Consider the following 26,668-nt stretch of genomic DNA (forward strand, 5'->3'; position numbering starts at 1 on the left):
TTCGCTCTAGCTTTCGCCAGTTGATAGAGTGCCATTCCACCATCAGTTTTTGAGAACGTTTGGCTCCTCAAGGAATAGGTGTTACTTGGTCTCAATTTGTGTCCGGGCCACCACTCTTAGAAGCCTTAAATGTGGGTAGTATCGACATGGGGCCAACCGGTGAAACACCACCCATTTTTGCTCAGGCAGCTGGTACTAATTTGATTTATGTAGTTAATACGCCGCCAGGTACTGGAGAAGGTTCAGCAATTGTTGTGCTAAAGGATTCTCCAATCCAAACATTGGCAGGTCTTAAAGGTAAAAAAGTTGCTTATTCTAGAGGGACGGCTCAGACCTTTTTTGTGGTGAAAGCGTTTGAAGAGGTAGGGCTAAAAATCAGTGATATTGAATCAGTGAATCTAGCCATTGCAGATGGAAGAGCAGCGTTTTTGAACAAGACGGTTGATGCTTTTGTAGAAAGCGATCCTAGTCTGATCAAGCTGCAACGGGAAGGCACTATTCGAGTCTTACGAAACGCCCAAGGAATTAAGACGCCAGGAGGTTATTACTTAGCTTCACGAGATTTTGCCACTAACAACGCTGACCTCTTGAAAGCAATTTTGTCAGAGTATTATGAGATTGGGCTGTGGGCAAACAAAAACAGGCGGGCTGCTGCTGAAATCCTCGCACCGAAGGTCAAGACTGATGTCGATACTATGGAGTTGGCGCTGACGAGAAGAAAATATGACATGAGACCAATTACTGAGGAAGTAATTAGCGCTCAACAAAAGGTTGCGGATCTTCTGTATGAACTGAAAGTTGTACCAAAACAAGTCGATGTTAAAGGAGCAACCTTAACTGCCCAGCAGTATGCAGCGATTACGCCGGATGCCGTTAGGAATAAAGCTTAACCTTTGAATCAGCAAGCTTACTAAAAAAATTAGATGCGATGCCTGCGGCGGTAAACTACGCAATTATTCTATAATTAGTTAATCTAAATATTGGTTATTCTAATATTTAGATTAACATATAGACCTCCCCTGATGAAAATTTGGAACAGACAACTAGGCGATCGCGTAAGTAATATCATTTACCAGTATTTACCAGCCTTTCGCTGGCGTAATTTTCGCCTGTTTTTTGGAGGACAGTTACTATCAATGTCTGGGACATTTATGACCCAGCAGTTAACTATTCCTTGGCTGGTATATGATTTGACTCAATCGGCTTGGTTGTTGGGAGTTGCAGGCTTTGTACAATTTTTACCGACGTTATTAGTGATTCCCTTTTCCGGCGTATTGTCCGATCGCTGGAGTCGTCGTGACTTATTAATGCTAGTGCAGATATTGGGAATTAGCGTTTCCCTGGCTTTGACAATTCTTACCTTTAGGAATTGGATTACGTTTCCCATCCTATTGGTACTGAGTGTTCTCAATGGTTTGCTCAAGGGATTAGATATGCCCGTGCGCCATACAATCGTCACCGAAACCGTAGACGATCGCGCCGATTGGAGTAATGCGTTGGCGTAGCCCCCCGAAGGCATCGCTTTAAATTCAGTGATGTTAATGGCAAAACTGGACTCAAAGTATCGTGTGTCACCCTTGGCACGATGACTTATGACACCCCATCCCATTTTAGGGCATGAGTACCCTTCTGGAAATCGCCCATAGAGCGACTAAGTACTTGATAAGAGGCAGGGGGGCAGGGGGAACTAAGAACATGATGCCAATTAAAGCTAGTAAAACGGCGATCATTACAGGGGGTAATAGTGGTCTGGGATACTATTACGCTCAAGCGATCGCATTTATTTCTGTTAATGGATCTATGGCATGAGATGAGGTTGTCCCCACAGTAGCAGTAATATAAAAAGGAATTAACCCAGATTTCATATCTGTTCTGTAACAATTTGCTGTTGTGGTAATTATAGACACATTCTATAATCAGCATCAATCTCAATTAAATGGAAATTTTCTCGCTTAATTCCCGCTCCAATAACGGCTTTCTCAATTTCGGAAACTTTTATGAAAATCTACTATGTAACTTTAAATAATACAGATGAAGCGCGTCAAATTGGTCGGGCATTACTAGAACGTAAGTTAGCAGTTTGTGTCAATTGGTTCCCGATTACTTGTGCTTATAGTTGGCAAGGAGAAATTACTGAAGAACCAGAAGTTGTTTTAATTATCAAAACTCAAAATGGTTATGCTTTAGAAATCGAAAAACTTATTCATGAGCATATTACTTATACTAATTTTATCGCCGAAATTTCTCCGACAGCAGTTAATCAGGGTTTTGTCAATTGGTTGAATGCAGAAGTTTCACCGCGCTCACAATAGAAATTACCTAATACCATTTCTTCCCTTGCTCTCGTTGGCTTACCTCAGTTTTGCTCGGCACGAGTCGCTCACGGCAAGCTTTCTCCTCTACTTACACAGCGATCGGATATTTTTTTAGTTGGAAGTTCCTTATACCTCAAAAGGCTTATTCTAACTATTTTACTGGAGGTCAAAAATGGCAGTTCTCAAACTAGAAAATGGAACTCTCTACACCGATTTAATTCACATTGCTCAAGAATTAGCCCCCCTGAATATTCAAATTAATCGTCAGACGGTAGGAGATAACCCCAAACTCCAACATTTGTTGGCACAAGATAGTCTCAACGAAGATGAAAAAGAACAAGTACTCAAAGCAATAGATAGTTACTTTGAGCAACTACAACAGACAGCCGGCTATAAATCTCGTGATTTGGTTGTCCTTCATCAAGGGATTCCTAACCTTGATGAGTCAATGGCAAAGTTTGACCAAATTCATACCCATGCAGATGATGAAGTCCGCTACATCATTGATGGAGAAGCGATTTTTGGCTTTGTACGTTCTGATGGTAGTCAAGTAGAACTGACAGTACAACCAGAAGAATATATCAACATTCCAGCCGGAACCGAACATTGGTTTTATCTCACCCCAGCAAAGCGAGTGAAAACAGTACGCTATTTCATCACCACAGAAGGTTGGATACCCCAATATACAGGCAGAGAAATTAGCACCCGCCAACCCCTAGTGAGTTGAGAAGGCAGAAAGTAATTGACATAAATAAATTTAGGGGTTTTAAACCCGTTCCGCAGAGGGCAAAAATATATTTTCTGCCTTTTATCTTTCTTCGCTCAATTCCAAATTATCAAACATTACGAATTACGAATTACGAATTACGAATTAGTATGAAGCGGATTGTTTTTTGTGACTTTGATGGCACTATTACAGTTGACGAAACTTTTGTCGCGGTTCTGAGAAAGTTTGCACCAGTACTTTCTGCAAAACTACTGCCTGAAATGTATGCAAAAAGGCTGACACTGCGAGAGGGAGTCAAGGAAATTCTGCAATCAATTCCATCTGCAAGTTATCCAGAAATTCTGGAATTTACAAAACCTCAATTGATACGTCCTGGGTTTATAGAATTGTTGGATTTTCTGGAGTTTCAGGGAGTTTCATTAATAGTAATCTCTGGGGGACTACGGGGAATGGTAGAGGTTGTTTTGGATAGGATAGTGCATAGAATAGAGAAAATTTATGCTGTAGATGTCGATATTAGCAGTGCTTATTTAAAAGTAAATTCTGAATACGAAGGAGATACGGAACTGATCGCTAAGGTGCAAGTTATGGATCGGTACCCAGCCGATGAAAAGATCGCGATTGGTGACTCCATTACCGACTTAAATATGGGATTGCAAGCTTCTGTTGTCTTTGCACGCTCTCCGTTAGCAGAATATTTAGATGAACACCAAAAACCCTATATTCCTTGGAATGATTTTTTCCAAATCCGCGATTATTTAGCAAAATCATGGAGTTAAACCCAACATTACCAGATCCTCGTTTGCAACTAATTGCCACTGCTCGGTATTTTTACCAACAAGGTTGGATGGTAGGAACTGCCGGCAACCTCTCGGCTCAATTAGCTGATGGTAGTTTTTGGATTACAGCTAGTGGTAAATCTAAGGGTGAGTTATTACTCAACGATTTCGTTCTGATTGCTCCAGATGGCAAAATAGAAGCATCAGCCACCCAGGTGATACCTTCAGCTGAAACAGCTATTCATCAATTAGTTTACCGCCTGTTTCCAGAATCACTTGCTTGTTATCATATACATTCTATTGAGAGCAATTTGGTTTCTCGTTTGGTTGAAGGTGATAGTTTACTTTTACCACCCCTAGAAATGCTCAAAGGTTTGGGAGTTTGGCAAGAAAATTCCTGTTGTATAATGCCAATTTTTGCTAATCATTTTCAAGTTGCCCAGATTGCTGGTGATATTGAACAACGCTTTGCCGTCACTCCACCGCAAATATCCGCATTCATAATTCGGGATCATGGTTTGACAGTTTGGGCTTGTTCTCTTGAAGCTGCTCGGAATTATATTGAGTTATTAGACTACATCTTTCGCTACATGGTTGCTGCCATTCGGTTAGGCATAAATATCTGAAATCCTACTTGATGGCAAAGTTAGACGGGTCTTGATCTCGTCGATGCTTAATGGGAATGGGGGCTGGCTGCCCATCACCCGCAAGGGCTGCGGTTTTTTCCAGGGATTCCCTCAATCGCTTGGCTGCGTAGATAGACATATCTCGTGGTACATTAATGCGATCGCGCAAATATCGCAGAGCCACATCAGATCCCGATGGAGGTACGCAGTCTTCCCCTGTCATCATGTGTGTTAAAGCACAACGTAGCGCGCGATCGAACAATTTATCATCTAAGGGGTTGACTCGGATAATATTGATCCGGTGCTCGATTGTTCGTTTAAGAGCTTCCATACGGGAGTTTTCCGGCTCTGGATAAGTAACATCTGGTAGCCCAAACCAGGGGCCGTTATCCACCCGCGCTTTATTGAGAAGCATCTGAGTTTCGCCGTTTTCCCAACAGCCCCCCATCTGGGGCGGCAAATCATGTGCGTGGGTGTGAAAGTCACTCTGGGTACCGCAGTAGGTCGGTCGGCTTTCCATTGCGGCAAACCATGCGCTCAAACGAGGGTTTTCCTCCCGCAGTGAGTAGCCTTTGTAGTAGTAAAGGCTCGCATTCATCCGTTCGAGATATGGCGTAAAAATGACATCGACGATGCCGAAGCTATCTAGAAAGTAAGGGCTTGGGGTGCTACCCAGAGCCGACTCTACCCTAGCCACTACTCCGATAAATTGTTCTCGGTTGCGTTGTTCTTGTTGAGACGAACCTGCTTTAGAGCATAGCCAAACGCACCAGGCTCTAAATAAAAGTCGTTCTAATTGACGTAGAGGAAGCACCCTATGGTCTTCCATCCCTTGGTTCAATGGAGCAAAAACCTTTTCCAAAGCGATCAAAATGTCATCGCTTTCCTTAATAATCCGTCCATCTAGCTCGATCGCGGGGAGCATTCCTGATGGTACCTTACGTTTGTACCAACTTTCTTTCTCCCCATAGCAGAACATTGTCACTTTTTCGATGCGGTAGGGGATCTGTTTTTCCTCTAGCCATAACCAAACTTTTTGACAGTAAGGACACCAAGCGTGGTTATCGCGGTACAGCGTTACCCGCACATCAGATTCCGGCTGACCAAACAAGCGCAACCTGGCTCTAGCATTGGTGAGACCATTAACGGTATCTATTTGATAGTCCGTGAGGGTTTCTAGTTCTTCCCAGCTTAAGGGTGCGGTAGTCATAGGGGGAGTTGCGTAGGGCAATACTTAGGACAATTCTATACTCTACAATATTTTCAACTACACCAAGGCTTAATTTAACCGATAGGTTCGCGCATCAATTCTTTCCACTTCAAGAAAAAGTTGAAGTGACGATACCACGTTCAAAGGTTCTGGCAATTTGGCATAACTTATCTCTGAATTGCCGTTTAAATGAGATATCAACAGAACAGACGCAAATCGCCAGTTGTTGACCCAACGCTGTAGACGAACTCAGCAGCCCCCCACAGCGCTCGGTCATCGCTTCACTACAACTGGCTAGTAATGTACTAGAAAATACATAGTAAATGTGCAATGGCGATGCCTGCGATCGTAAACTACGCTCTTTTCCTACTTAAATTTGGCTGAATTTTTGAGAGTAAAGTTCATCAGACACTTTTTTTAGTTCTGGTTCAACTACTGTCAAATGTTGCTCTAAAATTGCCAAATTCCGAATGTTGGATTTATAGAAAGCATCAAACAAATCACCCACTAAAGGCACAGTACCAACGACTGTTTCCAAACCTACATTAAAAATCATTTTGGCTAAGTCTTGACGCGGGATGCCAAACTGAGTAGCTAAAAATATAATGTAAGCTGAAAACGCTGTACTGATTAAATCACCAGCACCTGGAACTAGACCAATGATTGGGTCTATGCCAATGCGAAAACCTGTCAAAGGGATACGTATTGATGTATCCATCAGACGGCTGAGTTTGCGGATGCGATTTAGAGTAGCAAGGCGTTTGGCAGCGTCCATAATTGACCATATTTACACTACTTTTAAATTGCACCATTTTTAGTTCTTTGTCTTGTACCGTTAGAAATAACAAGTATGAATAAAAATCCTGAATACTGCCTAAAAAAGCATTATAACTAATTAGCCAGACATGATATAAGACGTTTTTTCCATTAGTTTGCATACTTTCTAACATCTCTGCCGCCCAGTCATCTTTACCTCCCGTACCAATGCATAGATATATTGCAAATCTAGGAAGGCGATCGCGTGTTCGTGTATTCGTAGGTGCAGGTAAACAGCAAGTTCCTGCCAGCGCAAACCGACACTTACTGCTTTGATAGCCGTTTGCAATTGAATCGAGTACAGACCTTCTTAGAGGTACGGCAATGCCGTGTTTTTACCCGCTTACTTTACTCCAAACATATTTACGGCAGACTTCGCAAGCAGCTTTTGCTTCCTCTGTTTGTGGATTGGTGAAGATGGGATGGTAACGCAACCTGTCGCAACAGACTTGCAACCATGCACGCCAGTCACCTCGCCATAACCTTATTGTTCCATCATCGCTGCCACTAACTATCTTTTGCCCATTGGGGCTAAAAGCTACTGACCAGACAGAATCTTCATGTCCCCTAAACGGTTGACCAATGGGGTTACCTGCTAAATCCCATAACTGCAATGTGTTATCGTCGCTACCACTAACAATTATCTGCCCATCAGGACTAAAGGCGACTGACCAAACATAATTCTCGTGCCCCCAAAATGGTTGACTGATGGGGTTACCTGCTAAGTCCCATAACCGCACTGTGTTGTCAATACTGCCACTAACTATCTTTTGCCCATCGGGACTAAAAGCAATGGCGGTGACAGAACCTTCGTGATCCTGTAAGGAGTGACTGAGCAGGTTACCCTTGATATCCCATAACTCCACTTTCCCTTCACGACTGCCAGTACCGATCTTTTGCCCATTAGGACTAAAGGCAATGGCGGTCAGTTCAGCTTCATCTACCCGTAAAAGTTGAGCGATGGAGTGACCCTGCATATCCCATAACCTTACTGTCCCGTCATCACTGCCAGTAACTATCTTTTGCCCATCGGGGCTAATAGCGACTGAAAAGATAACATTCTCATGACCACGCAAGGGTTGAGCGATGGAGTGACCCTGCATATCCCATAACCTTACTGTCCCGTCATCACTGCCAGTGACTATCTTTTGCCCATCGGGGCTAATAGCGACTGACCGCACAGAATACTCATGCCCCTGAAAAGGTTCACCAATAGGTTTGCCCTGGATATCCCACAAACGCACTATACCGTCACTGCTGCCGCTGACTATCTTTTGCCCATCAGGACTAAAGGCCACTGAATTGACTGAACTTTCATGCCCCTTGAAGGGATAAGTAAGCGGATTGCTCGTTAAATCCCACAACCGCACTGTTTGGTCACGACTGCCACTAACTATCTTTTGCCCATCAGGACTAAAGGCCACTGACCAGACAACATTTTTATGCTCCCTAAACGGTTGACCGATGGGGTTGCCCATTAAATCCCACAACCGAACTGTGTTGTCGCTACTGCCACTAACTATCTTTTGCCCATCAGGACTAAAGGCCACTGATAAGACAGAATTTTCATGTCCACTAAGCGGTTGACCAATGAGGCTACCCGCTAAATCCCATAACCGCAGTGTTCGGTCACGACTGCCACTAACAATTTTCTGTCCATCGTGATTAAAGGCAACTGAATAGACTTCATGCTCATGTCCCCAAAATGGTTTACCTATAGGGTGACCTTGGATATCCCACAAACGCACCGTCTTGTCCCAACTGCCACTGGCTATCATTTGACCGTTGGTGCTAAAAACAACTGAAAAGATAACATCTTCATGACCATAAAAGGGTTGACCGATAGGTTGGCCTATTAGATTCCATAGCCGCACTGTCTTGTCCCAACTGCCGCTGGCTATCATTTGACTATCGGCACTAAAAGAGACGGCAGTAACATAAGCTTCATGCCCATAAAAGGGTTGACCGATAGGATTGCCCTGGATGTCCCACAAACGCACCGTCTTGTCCCGACTGCCACTGACAATTATTTGACCATCCGGGCTAATAGCAACTGAATATACGGAGTCTTCATGCCCTTGAAAGGGTTGACTGATAGGATTGCCTAGTACATCCCATAAGCGTACTGTTCCGTCAAGACTGCCACTGACAATCATTTGACCATCCGGGCTAATAGCAACTGAATTGACAGTACCTTCATGTCCCAGGAAGGGAATGGATACTCTAACTGTTTCCATCACTCTATGCAAGCTGTTCTGAACTGGGGTGAGAATCTGATCTGGCATCTTGTCAAGATTTTCACCTATTGCCTGAATCGCCAAAACTAGGCCATCTAATGGTTTGAAAGGTAGTAAATTCAATACCCTTGTAGCTTTTTCTCACAAAGTAGCTTGAGTGAGTGCCCGTTCTAAAATATTGATTCGGTCTTTTTCATAAGCATCACTGCGTTGATAAAAATTTTTGGCTTGAGGTGATGATAAAAACTGTAGCTTTTCCCAATTTTCCCGCACCTCTGCCAATAATCCCCCCTGCATTAAGTATTTTTCATTCTCCCCTTTGTTCACCCACTCGCGTAAAGCATCTGCAAACCGATCGCTCAACCGCCGCAAATCTCGGTCTTGTTGTCGCCATTGGGCAAACCTCTCCCAACCCTCAATTAAGGCTTCATGGGCTAAATCAATCCACGCTTTTCCTTGTTCATCTTTCCCAGCTACCAGCAAACGTCCTTTCACTAATCCCTCATCTAGCAATTCACTTAATGCTTGCTGCTGTTCTTGGTCATTACCAGCAATGGCTAACAGTTCAACTTTTAGTTGGCGCTGTCGGGTATCCTTTTCTCCCTCTCCCGTTCGCACTAATCGCAGGAAAATTTGCTTAATCCAGTCTTTCTCTTGTTCATTTCGTTCATGAGTCGGGGAATCCTGCTGATAATCTGCGTAAAGATAAACATTTTCTGCATGAAAATTCAGCGCCCCTGTCAATCCTTGGAAGTTTTCATACTGTTCTAAGGTGAGTTGATGCTTTTGTTGGTTGCGTTTTTCCCAGAGTCTAGTTAAAGCAAACTCCATCAACGGCAAGTATCCCGGTTCTTTACCAACATCTTCTAAAATTTTCAGTAATAGTCCTTCTTCAACACTATGACCTTGAAGTTTAGCAGGTTCAGTTATTGTCTCTTTTAAATCAACTCCTGCGATCCGCGGCATCAAAACAAGCTGATTTTCAATTAATTTATTTAAAGACGGATAATCTGAACATGATTCCAGAAAATCCGATCGCATGGTAATCACAACCGCCAACCGCGAATCGGTCATCTCTACTACCTGAGTCAGCAATTCAATAAATCTCTGTTTTTGTTCAGCAACCGAGACAGTAAATAATTCCTCAAACTGATCTACTACCAATAAAAATTTTTCTGCACCTGTGAGATGCTCCAGAATTACAGGTAAAGGATTCGGTTCTTGAGTAATCAACTCCCAAAGCAATTTTTCTTTTCTCGCCCCTGGAAAAAATGCTTTCAGAACTCCTCTCAATTCCTGCAAAGGCTGAAATCCTGGCTTGATTGGCGGTAAAATTTGCCAGACACTATCATCTAATTCTGGAATCAAACCCGCCTGAACTACAGAAGATTTTCCACTCCCGGAAGCGCCAAGAATCGGAACAAAGGGATTTTGTGCCAATTTCCCCAGAATCTTCCTCACAACCTGCTTGCGCCCAAAGAAAAACTGTTTTTGTTCCGCTTCAAAGGCTTTTAAACCTTGGTAAGGACATTCTTCCTTTACCTCAAAGGTTTGAGCTTGTGTTTGATTTTTGTGGGTAATTAAAGTAATGGAACGCCCCCAACCCATGCGGATTGGTTCTTGTCCACTAGCTTTGGCATAGTTATACACTTGCAACGCGGCTGCATAAGCTTCACTTCCCACTGCTATAGATGTATCATCTAGCAACTCTTGTAATTGCGACAAAGACAGCAGTACTGGATACAAAGCTTCAAATAATTGTACGTCTTTCCGCATCTCATTAAGGTCAAACGATCGCGGCAAAAACTCTGGGTTCTGTGTCGCCACCTCCAATGCTTTACTGACAAAGGCGCGGCTTTTATCTCCCATTTTGGGTAAAGCTTTTCGTTCCTCGTTACTTAAATCAATCAAAAATGGTAATTTGTCTTTTATTGTGGCGATCGCTTGCAACACAGCATCTCTATCTGATTGCGCTAGTGTTGCACTAATTGGGGCTGTGGACATAGAAATTAGTCTCCAGTATGTTGCTTAATTTTAGAGTGCCCACATATACAAACTAAATTTCAATAACACCAATAAAAATTCCAAGGTCAAAAGGTGAGCGTTGTCAAAGTGCGGGTTACGCCTAAGCCTTTCGCTCACCATAATTTATACCAATTTGAAAAAAGAATGCGACAAATAGACCACTTGTAGAGACGCGATGAATCGCGTCTTTACCCAAAGATGTGTTACTACTGCCTTGATAGCCGTTTGCAATTGAGTCGAGTGCAGACCTTCTGAGAGGCACAGCAATGCCGTGTTTTTACCCGCTGACTTTGCTCCAAACATATTTTTGGCAGGTTTCACAAGCGGCTTTTGCTTCCTCTGTTTGCGGATTGGTGAAGACGGGATGGTAACGTAACCTGTCACAACAAACTTGCAACCATGCACGCCAGTCACCGCGCCACAACCGTACAGTCCCATCTTCAGCGCCGCTAACAATCGTCTGCCCATCGGCGCTAATGGCGACAGAATAAACCCAGCCCTCATGACCGCGTAAAGGTTCAGCCAAAAGAAGACCTTGCAGGTTCCACAACCGCACAGTGCCGTCATCACCGCCACTAACAATCGTTTGCCCATCGGCGCTAATGGCGACAGAATAAACCCAACCTTTATGACCGCGCAAAGGTTCAGCCAAGGGCAGACCTTGCAGATTCCACAACCGCACAGTGCCATCAGTTCCGCCACTAACAATCGTTTGCCCATCAGCGCTAATGGCCACAGAATTGACAAAACCCTCATGACCACGTAAAGGTTCAGCTAAGGCAAGACCTTGACGATTCCACAACCGCACAGTGCCGTCATCACCGCCACTAACAATCGTCTGCCCATCGGCACTGATGGCGACAGAATTAACGTAACCCTGATGGCCGTGCAAAGGTTCAGCTAAGGCAAGACCTTGCAGGTTCCACAAACGCACCGTACCGTCACTACCACCACTGACAATCGTCTGCCCATCGGTACTGATAGCGACAGAATAGACCCAACCCTGATGACCGCGCAAAGGTTCAGTTAAGGCAAGACCTTGGTGGTTCCACAACCGCACCATGCCGTCAGTACCACCACTGACAATCGTCTGACCATCGGTACTGATAGCGATAGAATAAACCCAACCCTTATGACCGCGCAAAGGTTTCGCTGAGGGAAGACCTTGGTGGTTCCAAAACCGCACCGTGCCGTCAGTACTACCACTAACAATTGTCTGACCATTAGTGCTGATAGCAACAGACCTAACATTGCCTTCATGACCGCGCAAAGGTTCAGCTAAGGAAAGACCTTGGCGATTCCACAACCGCACCGTACCATCAGCACCGCCACTGACAATCGTCTGCCCATCGGTGCTGATGGTTACAGACCTCAGATTACCCTCATGACCGCGCAAAGGTTCAGCTAAGGAAAGACCTTGGCGATTCCACAACCGCACCGTACCATCAGCACCGCCACTGACAATCGTCTGTCCATTGGCGCTAATGGCTACAGACCTCACATTACCCTCATGACCATACAAAGGTTCAGCCAAGAGAAGACCTTGGGAATTCCACAACCGCACCATACCGTCGGCACCACCACTGGCAATCGTCTGCCCATCGGCACTAATAGCCACAGAAGAGACATCATTTTTATCCCCACGCAATGGTTTAGCTAAGGGAAGGCCTTGGCGGTTATACAACCGTACAGTGCCGTCAGCACCGCCACTGACAATCGTCTGCCCATCGGCACTGATGGCGACAGAATTAACATTACCCCTATGACCGCGCAAAGGTTCAGCTAAGGGAAGACCTTGGTAATTCCACACCTGCACAGTGCCATCAATACCGCCACTGACAATCGTCTGCCCATCGGCACTGATGGCGACAGAATTAACATTACCCCTATGACCGCGCAAAGGTTCAGCTAAGGGAAGACCTTGGTAATTCCACACCTGCACAGTGCCATCAATACCGCCACTGACAATCGTCTGCCCATCGGCACTGATGGCGACAGAATTAACATTACCCCTATGACCGCGCAAAGGTTCAGCTAAGGGAAGACCTTGGTAATTCCACAACCGCACAATGCCGTCAGCACCGCCACTGACAATCGTCTGCCCATCGGCGCTAATAGCCACAGAAGAGACATTACCTTCATGACCACAAAACGGAATCGAGACTCTTGCTTTATTCACTACCCGATTCAAACTGTTCTGAACTGATGCAAGAATCTGCTGGGGTAGTTTCTCTTGATTTTCCCCCATAGCTTGAATTGCCAAAACTAGACTATCTAGAGGTTGTAAGGGCAATAAATCGTCTACTCTAGCCGCTTTTTCTCGCAACTGGGATTCAGTAAGCGCTCTTTCCATCTCCGCAATCCGGTCTTTGTCGTCGGCATCGCTACGCTGGTAAAAATCCTCATCTTGTTGGAGTGATTGCAAATCGGGCTGCAACTGTTGCCAGGTATCCTTCACTTGGGCCAGCAATCCCTTTTGGATTAAATATTTGTCATCCGGCCTTTCGTTCAACCATTCCCGTCGGGTATTTTCTAATGACTCGCTCAACGGTCGCAAGTCTCGGTCTTGTTGTCGCCACTGGGCAAACTGCTGCCAACTTTCAATTAAAGCTTCATGGGCTAAATTAATCCAGACTTCTCCTTTTTCATCTTTCTCAGAAACTAATAAGCGTCCCTTAACCAATCCTGTTTCACCATCTAGCAACTCACTAAGTTGTTGCCGTTGATTGGCATCATTACCTGCAATATTTAATAATGTGGCTTTGGGTTGGCGCTGTTGGGTATCCTTTTCTCCCTCTCCCGTTCCCACTAACCGCAGAAAAATCTGCTTAATCCATCCTTTTTCTTGCTGAGTGCGTTCTTGAGTTGGATATTCTTTCTCATAATCTTGGTAGTGATAAACATTTTCTGCATGGAGATTTAACACCGCAGTTAATCCTCCCAAATTTTCATACTCTTCTTGGGTAAGTTGATATTTCTTTTGCTCGCGTTTCTCCCAGAGTTTAGTTAAGGCAAACTCTAACAATGGCAAACTCCCTGGTTCTTGTTGAGGATTTTGGAGAATTTTTAATGCTCCTGCTTCTTCAACACTATGAACCTGAAGCTGGGCAGGTTTGGCGATTGTCTCCTTGAAATCAACTCCAGTTAAAGGCGGTATCACAACTACTGGGGTTTGAATCAGGTGAGTTAGAGAAGGATTATCTAAACAGGATTGAAGAAAATCACCTCGCATAGTAATTACAACTGCTAACCGCGAATCATGAATTTCTACTACCCCAGTCAGTAGTTCAATAAATCTCTGCCGTTCTTCCTTATCTATACAAACTGTAAATACTTTCTCAAACTCATCTACCACCAGCAAAAATTTTTCTGTGTTAACCACAGCCTCTGCATCATCAATAGGTTTAGTCAGGCTGCCGAAACTGTTGTCATTCTGAGCAATTTCAACCACAAGGGCGTATTGTGTCATCTTGTTTTATTAAAACTATTGAGAAAATTACCTCTGTGCTTTAAAATACCCAAATTAACGAGTTATTTACCCATTAGAGTTAAAAACTCTAGATTTAAAGTTCAAGTAGCAGTTGAGTAACACGCAGTAAAAGCACAATATTAAAGTCTTAGTGACTGGGATAAGCTCTATACCTTGTAGTTCAGTAGTAATTACGGCAGCAATGTCTAAGGGCGGGCTACGACCAGTTAGAAAATTTCAGCTTAAGTAGACACCAATGGGCATACCGTGCTACTACCTTGAGAAAAATCTCACATCGCGCTAGTCTTCATTGACGTAACTGCACGCTGTAACATTAGGCGATGACAAATCAACTCTCTCTAAAAATTCCCTCTTGCACTTGGAGCCGTCCCATCGGCTTAGGCTGGGATAAACCTTATACCGTCCGCTATGCAAGTAATATTGATGATGGCCCTTGGCATGGTATGCCTTTAGGCGGCTTTGGTGCAGGTTGCATCGGTCGTTCTTCACGGGGAGATTTTAACTTGTGGCACATCGATGGCGGTGAGCATACCTTCAAAAACGTTCCCGCTTGTCAGTTCAGTGTGTTTGAATCCAATAGCACATCTTCCCAAACCTACGCTTTATCTACGCAAGCGCCCGATGATGACATTCTCAAAGCGTGGCAATGGTATCCGACACCTCCCAACACAGAGGGAACGGGCGATTATCACGCGCTATATCCACGTAGCTGGTTTGTATATAAAAATATATTTCAAGCACAGTTGACTTGCGAACAATTTTCCCCAGTCTGGCCAGGTAATTACCAAGAAACTAGCTACCCTGTGGCAATATTCCTCTGGAATGCCCACAACCCGACAGATACACCGATTACTCTGGGCATTATGCTCACTTGGCAAAATGTGGTCGGCTGGTTTACAAATGCTCTAAAATCTCCCGAAGTGCGGGTACGCGATGATGGTAGTCCAGTTTACGAATACCAACCGCGCTGGGGCGAAAGTCAAGGAAACTACAACCAAATAGTTGAAAATACACAACAATTTGGCTGTGTTTTAGGTCGGGTTGGTAATAATGAACCTTTGCAAGAAGGTGACGGAACTTGGTGTATTGCGACGCTGAAACATCCCCAAGTGGAAGTATTTCATCATAGCCGCTGGAATCCTGAAGGTACGGGTGATGAGGTATGGCAAAGCTTTGCTAAAGATGGCTCTTTGCCCAATTATGTTGATACGACTCCAGCAACAGAGAATACACAATTAGGGGCTGCGATCGCAATCCGTTTCACTCTCCAACCAGGCGAAACTCTGGAAATTCCCTTTGTCGTCGCTTGGGATTTGCCAATCGTAGAATTTGCGGCTGGAGTCAACTATTACCGCAGATATACAGATTTTTTTGGTAAAAATGGCAACAACGCCTGGGCGATCGCATCGACTGCGTTACAAGAATACCAAACCTGGCGATCGCAAATTCAAAGTTGGCAAAAACCGATTCTCGACCGGGAAGATTTACCCAACTGGTTTAAAATGGCTCTATTTAATGAGCTTTACGATCTCACCAGCGGCGGTACTCTCTGGAGTGCGGCATCAGAACTTAACCCCATCGGTCAGTTTGCGGTGCTAGAGTGCCTAGATTACCGTTGGTATGAAAGTCTAGATGTGCGGTTGTATGGCTCTTTTGCCCTGCTGATGCTGTTTCCAGAATTAGAAAAGTCGGTGATTCGGGCATTTGCACGGGCGATTCCTCAAGGTGATGATACTCCCCGGATAATTGGCTATTACATGACAATTAAGGCAGAAAGCCCGATTGCAGTTCGCAAAGTTACAGGTGCAACACCCCATGATTTAGGCGCACCCAATGAACACGTATGGGAGAAAACCAATTACACCAGCTATCAAGACTGCAATTTGTGGAAAGATTTGGGTAGTGATTTTGTCTTGCAAGTATACCGTGATTTTCTGCTCACGGGTGCTGACGATGTAGAATTCTTAGCAGATTGCTGGAATGCGATCGTTCAAACCCTCGATTACTTGAAAACTTTTGACCTCGACGGCGATGGGATTCCTGAAAATTCTGGCGCACCCGACCAAACTTTTGATGATTGGCGATTACAAGGTGTTAGCGCCTATTGTGGTGGGTTGTGGTTGGCGGCGTTAGAAGCTGCGATCGCAATCAGCGATATTTTATTAACTTACCAGACAGGTAACACAACGGAGTTGGCAGCGCAAAAATCCACTTATGAAATTTGGTTACAACAATCTCTTCCTATTTACCAAGAAAAACTCTGGAATGGGGAATATTACCGACTAGATAGTAAAAGTGGTTCCGATGTGGTAATGGCAGATCAATTGTGTGGACAATTCTACGCCCGTCTGCTGGATTTACCTGATATTGTACCAAGCGATCGCGCCCTCTCTGCCCTGAAAACAGTTTATGACGCTTGCTTTTTGAAATTCTGTAATGGTGAGTTTGGTGCTGCTAATGGTGTTCGTCGTGATGGTTCACCAGAAAATCCCCAAGCTACTCATCCCTTAGAAGTTTGGACGGGGATAAACTTTGGACTGGCGGCTTTTCTCGTGCAGATGGGAATGAAAGATGAAGCGTTGAGGTTGACGCAAGCTGTGGTGCAGCAAATTTATGAAAATGGTCTGCAATTTCGCACGCCAGAAGCTATCACCGCAACTGGTACTTTTCGCGCTAGCACTTACCTGCGGCCAATGGCGATTTGGGGAATTTACTTAGTTATTAATTGATTGAGTATTAAAGCGATTCTCGTTTTGATCCAACACACGTAGATGTCATGGGTGTCAACTTAACGTGAGTTCGATGAACCTCTCCCTCCCAACCTCCTTTTCCCCGTGGGAAAGGGAGAAGCAACGAGAAATTAGGGTTTTGGCTCCCCTCTCCGCATCGGAGAGGGGTTGGGGGAGAGGTCAAAAAAGGGCTTGTCGAACTCACGTCAACTTAAGCTGAAATCTTCTGACTGTATAAGTTTTGTCCTAACCCTCAGCCCCTCGCTCATATTGGGAAAGAGAGGAGCGAATTCTCTAGTTCCCCTTCTCCCATATTGGGAGAAGGGGTTAGGGGATGAGGGCATAGAACCCTTACTCTTAAATAACTTCTACCTTAAGTTGACACCTATGACAGATGTGCGTCCCTACCAAATTTAACCTGCCTTCATCTGGAAAAGCAAAATTTAGATTTGCGATTTTATTTTCCGAGTGTTTCCGGAAGCGAAGAAAAATTTCAGTAATGGTAAGAGTTGAAGCATTGAGAATTTAAGACTAATGTTTCAAAAAATGCAAATATTACTAGCTTTAGCAATAAATATTGCTGATAGTTCCTAGACTACGTTCACAATCAAAAGCTAGATTATGACGTGCCTATTAGTTTACTCAACAGCAAAGTTCATCAGATTGTGGCGCTTTGTGTTTGGCAATGATTAGCCAACACTGGTGCATACGCTTAAACCCCTACAGCTTACGTAACTTAACGCCACGTAAATTTTACAGGTGCATTTCACCAGCCTTTATTAGAAGCAGCCCAAACTTGCAGAATGTGAAGCGTTATCAGTGAGGACTAGTTTTAAGTAAGCTGGACTCATATTATAACCCCTAGATAGCTCATTGTCAAGTAATTCATTGTGTAGTTGTCTGGAGAGATAAAGGCGATCGCATATTGATTTTTGATCTTGTACGCCATTTAGCCCAATTGTTACTACATTTGTAATCTCAATTTTTTAAATTTGCTATAGGACTCGCATTTAATTTTTGCAAAAACTTCCCTGTTCCCTGTTCTCTGCCTACGCAAATAATTTCTCGGAATTAAAACGGATTTCTATAGATATTGAGACATTAGAGAAATCACTGCTAAATCAACTTCATAATATTCTTTGTTAATTAGCTTTATCTCTATTCTCCAATTCTCTAATATTGTACAAAATTAGACCACTAATTTTTTAATAAAAGTATCCATTTGCGGATGTTTTTATTAACTCCGCTAACGAACATTAGAATTATATATATATATTATTAGCCAAAACTTCTATTTGAAGTCTGGGCTATTTTAAGATGACTATCCAAGCATGATGAAATATTCACGCTCGGTTTACAGCAATTTTCTTGAGATCCGCTAAAGCTATAGCTTTTGCAAACCAATCAAGACCAGGTTAATAAGTATTATTATCCAATTGAACTTATTTAAATAATAGGTTCAATCCTATGGCTGGCAATGGTTTTATAACCGATTTACTAATATTTTTATCGAGTTGTTTTACATTTTAGTTAATGGTACTATTTTCTAGTGACTCGATAATAATAAAGGTTTTAAAATAATATCGGGTGAGGGGTAACACCCCTCAAAAATTAACCAAAGGGGACAAAACTAAAAGCTGCACAATCCACAAGTAAGTATCTGAATACATTCAGTAAATTTAACCTATAAATAGACTAAATTAGCAGATGACATGAACAACAAAAAATAGTATAAATACGAATGGTGCTAGTACCGCTCAAAGATAAATATATTTTTTCTGTTAGTCTAAAAAAATATGCAAACTTCCCGGAAATTGCCTAATTCAACAGTAGTAAGAAATATAAGCGTGTGAACCAAGAAAATTCATTTACTTATGGATTTTTATCTTTTGTAAATATCTCACACCGCTCTATTGCTAATAATTTGCCACAAGCAATTCAACCTTTTCAAAAAGGCTAGTGCACTCTGTACGCCTCAATTGAAACACCAACAATCGCAAAAAAAGAAAATAGTTTACTTCATCCAGGATAACTAAAACTATGATGAATCAAGACATTGCTGGTATTAGTAGTAACTTAGATAAGACAGTAAAAGCTCAACAATTTGACAAAGTAGTTGAGGCAATTCTTGCTGGAAAGTATTCCTGGGCATGTGTTTTAATGCTGCGATTTGGTGGTTATAATCCTCTCCATTACATTCCATATCGCACCTACAATCGATTGCTCAAAGAGAATTCTCAAGCCGATAGGACAAAACAACAGCAAACTGAAAATCTAAAAATGCTGAAACACGCTCATGATTCTCGGTCTGAGAATAATGTGTCATCAAGCTGCTTAAGCAAAATTAAAGACCTAGCTTATCTAGAAGTAGCTAGAAAGCAAAAAGCATAAATCCTTGGTGGGAGTTTAGACCAGAGATTGACATAGCAAATTAACGAACATCAATCAAGCACATCGCCATTAAAACCAGAAAATGTTCAAGACGTTTCCTTGAAATCCTGTGGATTCAATTAAAAAGTATTTGGAATCAAAAGATTCTGCTCTAAAGTTGATTGATTATCTGAAAGCCTGCGATGCTAATTTAAATTTTATAGCATAGCAGGTTTTCTATCGCAGTCATTAATTTCATTAATTTAGCAAAAATCTGCCAAAATGGCAAATATATACTAATGATATTGGTAAACTAATAACAACTACAACTTCAACCAAAATAGAGGTGATTTGGCAAGCAAGTTAATTTAAAAAATAAAATCAACGATTAGTTCTAACTATGAAATAAATCAAACTGATTACAAAAGTAGTCAGCATTTCATGGAGTTATTTACTCCATGACCAAGACCAATAATCCAACTGTTACTACTGGTGGTTCTTTTTCTGAGGAAGTCTGAGCAAAGAGAATTTGGGGAGGTGGATTCCCCCAAGCCAAATTTTACACAGCTTTCACTGACTGCAGACGGTGCGAGTAATGCTCATAAAACTTTCTATCCTGTGATTGGTGTTGCTTTAGTTAATAAAGCAAACGCTTAACATCAATTCCAGGAACGGAAATAGAAAAGTTACGGTGAAATTGTTGTCCTTGGCTGATAGAACTAGTAGCTTATACGCTTCTCTTTCGGCTATTGTAATCCTAGTCCTCCCAACCGGGATTATCTTTAGTTTCTAAACTTTCAATTTATATAACACTACTGGAAGTTCAAAACTTGAATAGCTTCCAGTTTTTTATCTGTATATAAAAAGAAACAAGGTAGGCAATTTGCCCACCTTATTTTTTGTGAATAATAGATATCTGGTGAAATTAATCTCGAACCCTTGTAGAGACGTAGTACCGCTACGTCTCTACATTCCTTTTCACTTCCATATTTAATAATTGGTTAATTCAAAAAGGAATTAAACCTTAGCTAATTCTGGAGTAGGACTCTTGCTGTTGCGAATTGCTGTAATAGCCTCAGCATAATCTTTAGCATTAAACACAGCTGAACCAGCGACGATCGCATTGGCTCCCGCTTCCAAAACTTGCCAGGTATTATTTGCCTTCAGCCCCCCATCCACTTCAATCCACGGATCGAGACCACGTTCATCACACATTTGGCGTAGCTTGCGGATTTTGGGTAACACACCAGGGATAAAGCTTTGACCACCAAAACCAGGGTTGACGCTCATAATTAGTACTAAATCGCACAATTCTAGAACATATTCAATTAGCTCTAGAGGAGTACCAGGATTAAGTACAACACCAGCTTTTTTACCAAGCTCTTTAATTTGCCCCAAGGTGCGGTGCAGATGTGGAGAAGCATTATGTTCGCAGTGTACGGAGATAATATCGGCACCCGCTTTAGCAAATCCTTCTACATACTTTTCTGGCTCCACAATCATCAAATGGACATCCAGAGGCTTAGTTGTAACCGGACGAATCGCCTCCACAATCAGAGGGCCTATCGTAATATTAGGTACAAAACGACCGTCCATTACATCAACATGAATCCAATCTGCTCCGGCTGCGTCTACGGCGCGAATTTCGTCACCCAGACGGCTAAAATCGGCTGATAGGATAGATGGAGAAATTACAATGGGCTTTTGAGATAGGTTTTGGGTCATGGCTAGTGGGTTTTTAAGCGTCCTCGTCTGTAAGCATTGTAACAAAGCATTGAGCAAGACTCATAAGTTTGATCCCGGTCTTTTTGAGGAGTGGGGAGGTAGGGGAGCAGAGGGGCAGGGGGGCAGGGGAGTAATGAGTAATGAGTAATGAGTAATGAGTTGGAGCAGGGGAAGAAGAATTATTGACAAATGACAAATGACCAATGACAAATGACCAATGACAAATGACAAATGACTAATGACCAATGACTAATGACAAATAACAAATGACTAAAAAACTAACCTGGATAATTTGGGGATTAACTGCTTCTTGTCTGAGTGCGCCGGTAATTGCTTCGGCTTTAGAGTCTGCTTTGGGAACTAACGGTATTGATGCTTTGAAGCTACACCAAGCTCCTTATAATTTAATCGGTCGCAAAATTGCTATTGGTCAAGTGGAAATTGGTCGGCCGGGAATGTTTGGGTGGGATAAGGCGGTGTCTAAAAATCGTGCCATATCTTTAGCAGCGGTTTTCTTACGCAATGGCCCAGCTAAGTCTAATACTGGTGTTGACCCCCACGCCTACAATGTCGCTGGTGTGATGGTGAGTCAAGATAAAGCTTTGCCAGGAGTTGCGCCGGGAGCGCGATTGTATTCATCAGCAGTGGGTTCCACTAAAAACATGGGTCAGCCAGAAGAGTGTTTATCGGCACAGCACATAGCGCTGCAAAATGGTGGCGATGTCCGTGCGATTAACTTTAGCTTTGGGGAACCTCTAAGCCGCGATCCTCGACCGGAAGCTACTTTAGACGGCAATGCTTTATTAACTTTATGTGTTGACTGGTCTAGTCGCGCTCATGATGTTTTGTATGCGATCGCAGGCAACCAGGGCAAAGGCGGCATTCCTATTCCTACAGATAATTTTAATGCAATCAACGTGGCTTTTTCATCCCGCCGAGGGGGAGTTTTTAACAAAGTAGACGTGGCTAATCTGGCGGGTGTTAACCAAGGGGTGAATCAAAGACTAGCTGGAAAGGAATTTGACCTTGATGGGCGTCGCGCTATCAGTTTAGTTGCTCCTGGTAATAATATTCCTTTGCTCAATCCAGATGGCAAATTGAACAAGGTTACAGGTACTAGTTTTGCCGCGCCTCAAGTTACAGCTACCGTTGCTCTGTTGCAGGAACTTGCAGACCGACAGATGCGGACAAAACAACCCCACTGGAGCATTGATTCTCGGCGTCATCAAGTGATGAAAGCTGTATTGCTGAATTCAGCAGACAAACTTCTAGATAGCGGCGATGGCTTAAGGTTGGGAATGACTCGGACGCTAATTGATAAGCAAAATCAAAACTGGCTAGATTCTGATGCTTATAAAGATCCAAAGATTCCCTTGGATGCCCAAATGGGAGCGGGTCATTTGAATGTATTTCGCGCTTATCAGCAATTTAGTGCTGGTCAATGGCAAGCATCAGCTGCGGTACCGGCTATTGGTTGGGATTATCGCACAGTTGATGTTGGAGCATCTGTTGACTATATATTAGCAAAACCGTTAAAGCAGGGAAGTTTTGTTGCTGTCACCCTGACTTGGGATCGATTGGTAGAACTCAATGATAAAAATAAAAACCAGCAATATGATGTGGGCGAAAATTTTCGCGATCGCGGCTTAAATAATCTCGACCTATACTTAGTAAAAGCTGATGCTCAAAATTCGGAAGCTGGTGCTGTTTGCTCCTCAATCAGCCAAATTGATAGTGTAGAACATATTTTCTGCCCCGTTACTGCTACTGGCAATTACAAAATCCGCGTCCAATTTCGTCAAAAGCTCAATGAAGCGACTCAACCCTACAGTTTAGCTTGGTGGAGTGTACCTATTAATTGAAATAAGTTAGCACAAATATCTGTGTAAAATTACAGCGTTTTTCTCGTTCCTATACAGAGCATGGGAACGAGATTTCGTGCCTCTGAGAAATGTTATTCGATCTATAAAAACCTCACAGAAGTGGTTATTTTTGATCGCGTAGCTTACAATACGTTTATACGTAAAGATAAAAATTCTTTAAGAAAAAAATTTTTTATAAGTCGTCTGTATAGCCGTCTCAATCAAGAATTAGCAACTCCACAAGTTGTGTTTAATTACTCTAAGCTACTAATTTGCTGTTACGAAAACTGTAACAGTCCCATTTTTCTATTGGAGTAAATGCAATAGTTAATCATTGACACAGGATCTGCGTCAACTCTGAGCACAAATCGGGAATCTTTGGCAAGTGAGGTAGCAGAATGAATCGCCATAAATTGAGTGATGCGAAAGAAAATTTCCTGCAAAGACGTTACGGTGTTAGTCTAGGCAGACGTTATGCTTTGGCAGCTGCAAGCGTTGTTCTATTCAGTGTATTAGGGTGTTCTCAAGTCGATAGTAATAAAAGTGCCATTGCCCAATCTAGTTTACCTCAGCCAGAAACTCCATTGCAAAAAAAAACAGCCAACATTGATACAAAAATTGTTGAGTCTAGCAATAAGTTTGGCTTCAAACTATTTTCAGAAGTTCTGAAAAACGATCGGGGTGAGAAAAATATTTTTATCTCACCTTCGAGTGTTGCGATCGCTCTTGCTATGACTTATAACGGCGCTAGCGGCTCGACTCAACAAGCAATGGCAAAAACCCTGGAATTACAGGGGATGACTCTACCAGAAATCAACTCTTCTTATGCGGCGGTATTAAAACAGCTTTTAGACAATTCGGATACGAAAGTGCAATTGAAAATTGCTAACTCACTTTGGGCAAATCAAAAAGTTAGCTTTGCACCAGGCTTTCTCAAAAGAACCCAGGACTTCTATCAAGCCAAAGTCAGCAATTTAAACTTTCAAGATGCCGCCGCATCTAGCATTATCAATAATTGGGTCAAAGAAAATACTAACGGTAAAATCACTAAAATAGTTGAAAAAATTGAACCAAATCAGGTATTATTTCTGATTAATGCCATATATTTTAAAGGTAATTGGAGTAACGAGTTTGACAAGAAAGAAACTGCTCCATATCCTTTTTACATCACATCTAGCAGACAAAAACAACACCCAATGATGTCACAAGAGGGTGATTATAAATACTATGAAAGCGAAAAATTTCAGGCAGTTAGTTTACCTTATGGTAAAGATGGTAAGATAAGTTTTTATATATTCCTACCCAAAAAGAATTCTAACCTCAAAACATTTTATCAAAACTTGAATGTTGAGAACTGGGAAAAATGGATGACTCAGTTCAACAATCAAAAAGGGTTTATTCGCCTACCCCGCTTCAAAACAGATTACGAGATTACACTCAATGATGCTTTAAAAACTTTAGGTATGGGGGAGGCTTTCAGCAACAAGGCCAATTTTTCTGGCATGGGTAAAAATTTTGCCATTAGCCAAGTTAAGCATAAAACTTTTGTCGAAGTAAACGAAGAAGGCACTGAAGCGGCCGCGGCTACTTCAGTGGGAATAGTAGCAACATCTGCAAGACAAGAACCAGAACCATTCCGAATGATTGTCGATCGTCCCTTCTTCTGCGCCATCAGGGATAATCAGACGGGAAACATTTTGTTTATGGGTTCAATTATCGAACCACAATGAGGATGTAGGAGGGATTGAAGACTTCATATTTTAAAAAAAACTTCCAAAAAATAAAATTTTCAGTGAATATAAATAATTAATTTACATTCATTGTATATGCGGATAGTAATTTTTATAAATCATTATCTGTAAAAGGAACTATCGATGGTGAAAATATTTTTAGTGATGGGGAAAATTCTAACCTTGCGGCATAATCATCTATTTGTGATAGTTCCAGTTCAATTGTTTGCTGCTCTTTTTCATCAAAAAGCAACTGAATTTGATAACTTGTCCAGAATTGTTCGCCTAGTTCATCTTCTAAATCAAAAGGCTGTTCTTCATCACCCCATATATTCGACCAAAGGACTATTTGATTAGCCCGAAAATGGTTTTGACCTTTTGTATCTCCAACTACAAAATATACTTCGACATTTAAATTAAATCCCAAATCATCGACTTCTGCCTCTGTTATCTGACAGCTAACGACAATTAAACTATCTGGGTTAATATCTACTACTTGCTGTTGGCGTTGTAATAATTCTTGAAATACAAAACTAGGTAACAACTTTGAACTCTCCTCAAGTAAGTTTTTTTGAGTTTCTGGAGAGTAACGAGTTTTTAATTCTTGCACGATCAAATTTAAAATATCTTTACTAGCTAAATTAACAACTATCTGTTTATTTGCAGGATTAAGGAAACATCCTTGATTAAGATTAATGTGTTTTTTAATTGGCATAGTTCTCTAAAATCCTTTGAATGCAAACGGATAATTCACAAATCAAGCTCAAACAAAGGTAAGGAATAAATATTACTTTAGCTTCTGTTCTATATCTTTAGCAAGATAACAAAACCATGACTAAAGTCACAGATCAAACATACACAAGATAAACAATAATTGTTAAATTAGTAATGATTTGCAATAATTGTCCAGTTAAAAGGTTCGATTTCTATCGGGACTTGTGACTGATTTTTCTTACTCTTTCAGCAACATCGTTTTTTTATGTGTAGATTAATTGGCTATCTTGGTAACGCCATCCTCTTAGATGAGTTGCTGTATAAACAAGAGCATTCGCTCTACAAACAAAGTTACAGTCCTTTGGAATTAAAATCAGGAGTAGTTTGTGGAGACGGAGTAGGTGTAGGCTGGTACGACGAAGTGGGTAAACCTTTTATTTACCGAAATACTATCCCGTTGTGGAACGAACCGAATCTGGAAGAGTTGAGTAACTATGTACAATCCAGTTGTACTGTAGGCTATGTCCGATTAGCTGGGACAGGTGAATCGCTCGACATTAGCAATTGTCAGCCATTTCGTAGTGGGAAACTTTTGTTTGTGCATAATGGCGAGATATCAAACTTTCAACAAACTCTTTGTAGACCAATACGTGAGAGCCTTTCTGATTCCACATACCGCCTGATTAAGGGCACGACTGACTCTGAACACATTTTCGCCCTACTAATGGAAATATGGCAGTCGTCTCCAGACAGCACTCTGTTGTCAGCATTAAGTAAAACAGTTCAAAAATTGACTAAGTTGGCATCAGAACACGACACCAGCTTTAGTGCCAATGTAATTGTCAGTGATGGTCAAGCAGTTGCAGCAATTCGCTATGCTTATCGCACACAAGCCCCTACTCTTTATTGGTCTTGCGATCAACTCAAGCAGCCAAACCAAGTTATTGTTGCTTCTGAGCCTTTATCCAATCACCAAAATTGGACTGCTTTTGGTGAGCAAAGTGCGCTATTTGTTGAAGCCCAATCATTACAACCAACAATTAGCCTGTTGGAGAGATTTGTTCCGATTGGGGTTTAAAAAAGCATTGCGATTTTGTGGAAATTGAGTTTTTCTCTCTAAAGTTGATGCGATGGTAGACAAGCAACAGCAATGCTTGTGCCAAAAGACAACAGTTGGAGGCAAGTCAGAGAGACAACATACGTCTTTCAACTCTTTTGGGAGCTAGACGCGAGTGCGTCTTGTAGAGTTGCGTCACCGATGATATCATGTCCGCCAAATTACCCATAATAAAAGAACCCCACCCCCAACCCCT

At 42.3% G+C, this 26,668-nt stretch carries 20 protein-coding genes and 2 pseudogenes; 12 read left to right on the top strand and 10 right to left on the bottom strand.

The genetic code is table 11. The annotated features are described in order from the left end of the window. Positions 1–59 precede the first annotated feature (59 nt). From RMX89_RS31385 to mtnB, 6 genes are all read left to right on the top strand, one after another. Positions 60–890, top strand: coding sequence for an aliphatic sulfonate ABC transporter substrate-binding protein (locus RMX89_RS31385; RefSeq protein WP_322691692.1), 831 nt, complete (start codon positions 60–62; stop codon positions 888–890). 132 nt (positions 891–1,022) lie between these two features. Next, positions 1,023–1,505 (top strand): MFS transporter, encoded by a 483-nt coding sequence (locus tag RMX89_RS31390; RefSeq protein WP_322691693.1) that lies wholly within the window; start codon positions 1,023–1,025, stop codon positions 1,503–1,505. Positions 1,506–1,997: 492 nt separating this feature from the next. Beyond that, entirely contained in the window at positions 1,998–2,312 is a 315-nt protein-coding gene (gene cutA / locus RMX89_RS31395; RefSeq protein WP_322691694.1) for a divalent-cation tolerance protein CutA, read from the top strand. Between the two features lie 175 nt (positions 2,313–2,487). Next, complete coding sequence (locus RMX89_RS31400) at positions 2,488–3,042, top strand: acireductone dioxygenase (RefSeq protein ID WP_322691695.1); 555 nt, start codon at positions 2,488–2,490, stop codon at positions 3,040–3,042. Positions 3,043–3,191: 149 nt separating this feature from the next. Next, on the top strand, positions 3,192–3,821 hold the full coding sequence (locus RMX89_RS31405) for an HAD-IB family phosphatase (RefSeq protein WP_322691696.1): 630 nt from the start codon (positions 3,192–3,194) through the stop codon (positions 3,819–3,821). Next, entirely contained in the window at positions 3,812–4,447 is a 636-nt protein-coding gene (mtnB, locus tag RMX89_RS31410; protein WP_322691697.1) for a methylthioribulose 1-phosphate dehydratase, read from the top strand. Before RMX89_RS31405 ends, mtnB begins: the two co-directional genes overlap by 10 nt. A gap of 4 nt (positions 4,448–4,451) precedes the next feature. On the opposite strand, the gene RMX89_RS31415 is transcribed toward mtnB, so the two are convergent. The 8 genes and pseudogenes from RMX89_RS31415 to RMX89_RS31445 all read right to left on the bottom strand — a co-directional run bounded on the left by RMX89_RS31415 (position 4,452) and on the right by RMX89_RS31445 (position 14,204). Continuing rightward, the gene (locus tag RMX89_RS31415) at positions 4,452–5,657 is read right to left on the bottom strand and encodes a glutathione S-transferase family protein (RefSeq protein ID WP_322691698.1); all 1,206 of its coding nucleotides are present in this window, start codon (positions 5,655–5,657) and stop codon (positions 4,452–4,454) included. 109 nt (positions 5,658–5,766) lie between these two features. Continuing rightward, positions 5,767–5,988, bottom strand: coding sequence for a hypothetical protein (locus RMX89_RS31420; protein ID WP_322691699.1), 222 nt, complete (start codon positions 5,986–5,988; stop codon positions 5,767–5,769). Positions 5,989–6,027: 39 nt separating this feature from the next. Continuing rightward, complete coding sequence (locus RMX89_RS31425) at positions 6,028–6,432, bottom strand: DUF4112 domain-containing protein (RefSeq protein WP_289799845.1); 405 nt, start codon at positions 6,430–6,432, stop codon at positions 6,028–6,030. 168 nt (positions 6,433–6,600) lie between these two features. Continuing rightward, on the bottom strand, positions 6,601–6,762 hold the full coding sequence (locus RMX89_RS31430; RefSeq protein ID WP_322691700.1) for a hypothetical protein: 162 nt from the start codon (positions 6,760–6,762) through the stop codon (positions 6,601–6,603). Positions 6,763–6,808: 46 nt separating this feature from the next. Continuing rightward, entirely contained in the window at positions 6,809–8,833 is a 2,025-nt protein-coding gene (locus RMX89_RS31435; RefSeq protein WP_322691701.1) for a WD40 repeat domain-containing protein, read from the bottom strand. Between the two features lie 18 nt (positions 8,834–8,851). Continuing rightward, positions 8,852–10,318, bottom strand: a complete 1,467-nt coding sequence (locus tag RMX89_RS34630) for a hypothetical protein (RefSeq protein ID WP_416212016.1) — start codon at positions 10,316–10,318, stop codon at positions 8,852–8,854. A 12-nt stretch (positions 10,319–10,330) separates the two neighbouring features. Further along, positions 10,331–10,714 (bottom strand): annotated as a pseudogene (locus RMX89_RS31440) (hypothetical protein); the annotation flags it as partial. A gap of 298 nt (positions 10,715–11,012) precedes the next feature. Next, a complete protein-coding gene (locus RMX89_RS31445) occupies positions 11,013–14,204 on the bottom strand; it encodes a WD40 repeat domain-containing protein (RefSeq protein WP_322691702.1) in 3,192 nt (1,063 codons plus the stop codon). 341 nt (positions 14,205–14,545) lie between these two features. On the opposite strand from RMX89_RS31445, the gene RMX89_RS31450 reads away from it, so the two are divergent. The 3 genes and pseudogenes from RMX89_RS31450 to RMX89_RS31455 all read left to right on the top strand — a co-directional run bounded on the left by RMX89_RS31450 (position 14,546) and on the right by RMX89_RS31455 (position 19,345). After that, complete coding sequence (locus tag RMX89_RS31450; RefSeq protein ID WP_322691703.1) at positions 14,546–16,954, top strand: GH116 family glycosyl hydrolase; 2,409 nt, start codon at positions 14,546–14,548, stop codon at positions 16,952–16,954. 652 nt (positions 16,955–17,606) lie between these two features. Continuing rightward, positions 17,607–17,777: pseudogene (locus RMX89_RS34635) on the top strand (cysteine peptidase family C39 domain-containing protein); the annotation flags it as partial. Between the two features lie 1,217 nt (positions 17,778–18,994). Continuing rightward, the gene (locus RMX89_RS31455) at positions 18,995–19,345 is read left to right on the top strand and encodes a HetP family heterocyst commitment protein (RefSeq protein ID WP_322691704.1); all 351 of its coding nucleotides are present in this window, start codon (positions 18,995–18,997) and stop codon (positions 19,343–19,345) included. A 996-nt stretch (positions 19,346–20,341) separates the two neighbouring features. Here RMX89_RS31455 and rpe read toward each other — a convergent pair. Beyond that, entirely contained in the window at positions 20,342–21,049 is a 708-nt protein-coding gene (gene rpe, locus RMX89_RS31460; protein WP_322691705.1) for a ribulose-phosphate 3-epimerase, read from the bottom strand. Between the two features lie 266 nt (positions 21,050–21,315). Between rpe and RMX89_RS31465 the strand changes: the two genes are divergently transcribed. After that, positions 21,316–22,911, top strand: a complete 1,596-nt coding sequence (locus tag RMX89_RS31465; protein ID WP_322691706.1) for a S8 family serine peptidase — start codon at positions 21,316–21,318, stop codon at positions 22,909–22,911. Between the two features lie 398 nt (positions 22,912–23,309). Further along, positions 23,310–24,641, top strand: coding sequence for a serpin family protein (locus RMX89_RS31470; protein ID WP_322691707.1), 1,332 nt, complete (start codon positions 23,310–23,312; stop codon positions 24,639–24,641). A gap of 112 nt (positions 24,642–24,753) precedes the next feature. Here RMX89_RS31470 and RMX89_RS31475 read toward each other — a convergent pair whose 3' ends face one another. Beyond that, positions 24,754–25,356, bottom strand: coding sequence for a hypothetical protein (locus tag RMX89_RS31475; protein ID WP_322691708.1), 603 nt, complete (start codon positions 25,354–25,356; stop codon positions 24,754–24,756). 264 nt (positions 25,357–25,620) lie between these two features. Between RMX89_RS31475 and egtC the strand changes: the two genes are divergently transcribed. Continuing rightward, the gene (gene egtC, locus RMX89_RS31480) at positions 25,621–26,433 is read left to right on the top strand and encodes an ergothioneine biosynthesis protein EgtC (protein ID WP_322671202.1); all 813 of its coding nucleotides are present in this window, start codon (positions 25,621–25,623) and stop codon (positions 26,431–26,433) included. The last annotated feature ends 235 nt before the right edge of the window (positions 26,434–26,668 follow it).

This window comes from Nostoc sp. DedSLP04, assembly GCF_034530775.1.
Lineage (GTDB): Bacteria > Cyanobacteriota > Cyanobacteriia > Cyanobacteriales > Nostocaceae > Nostoc.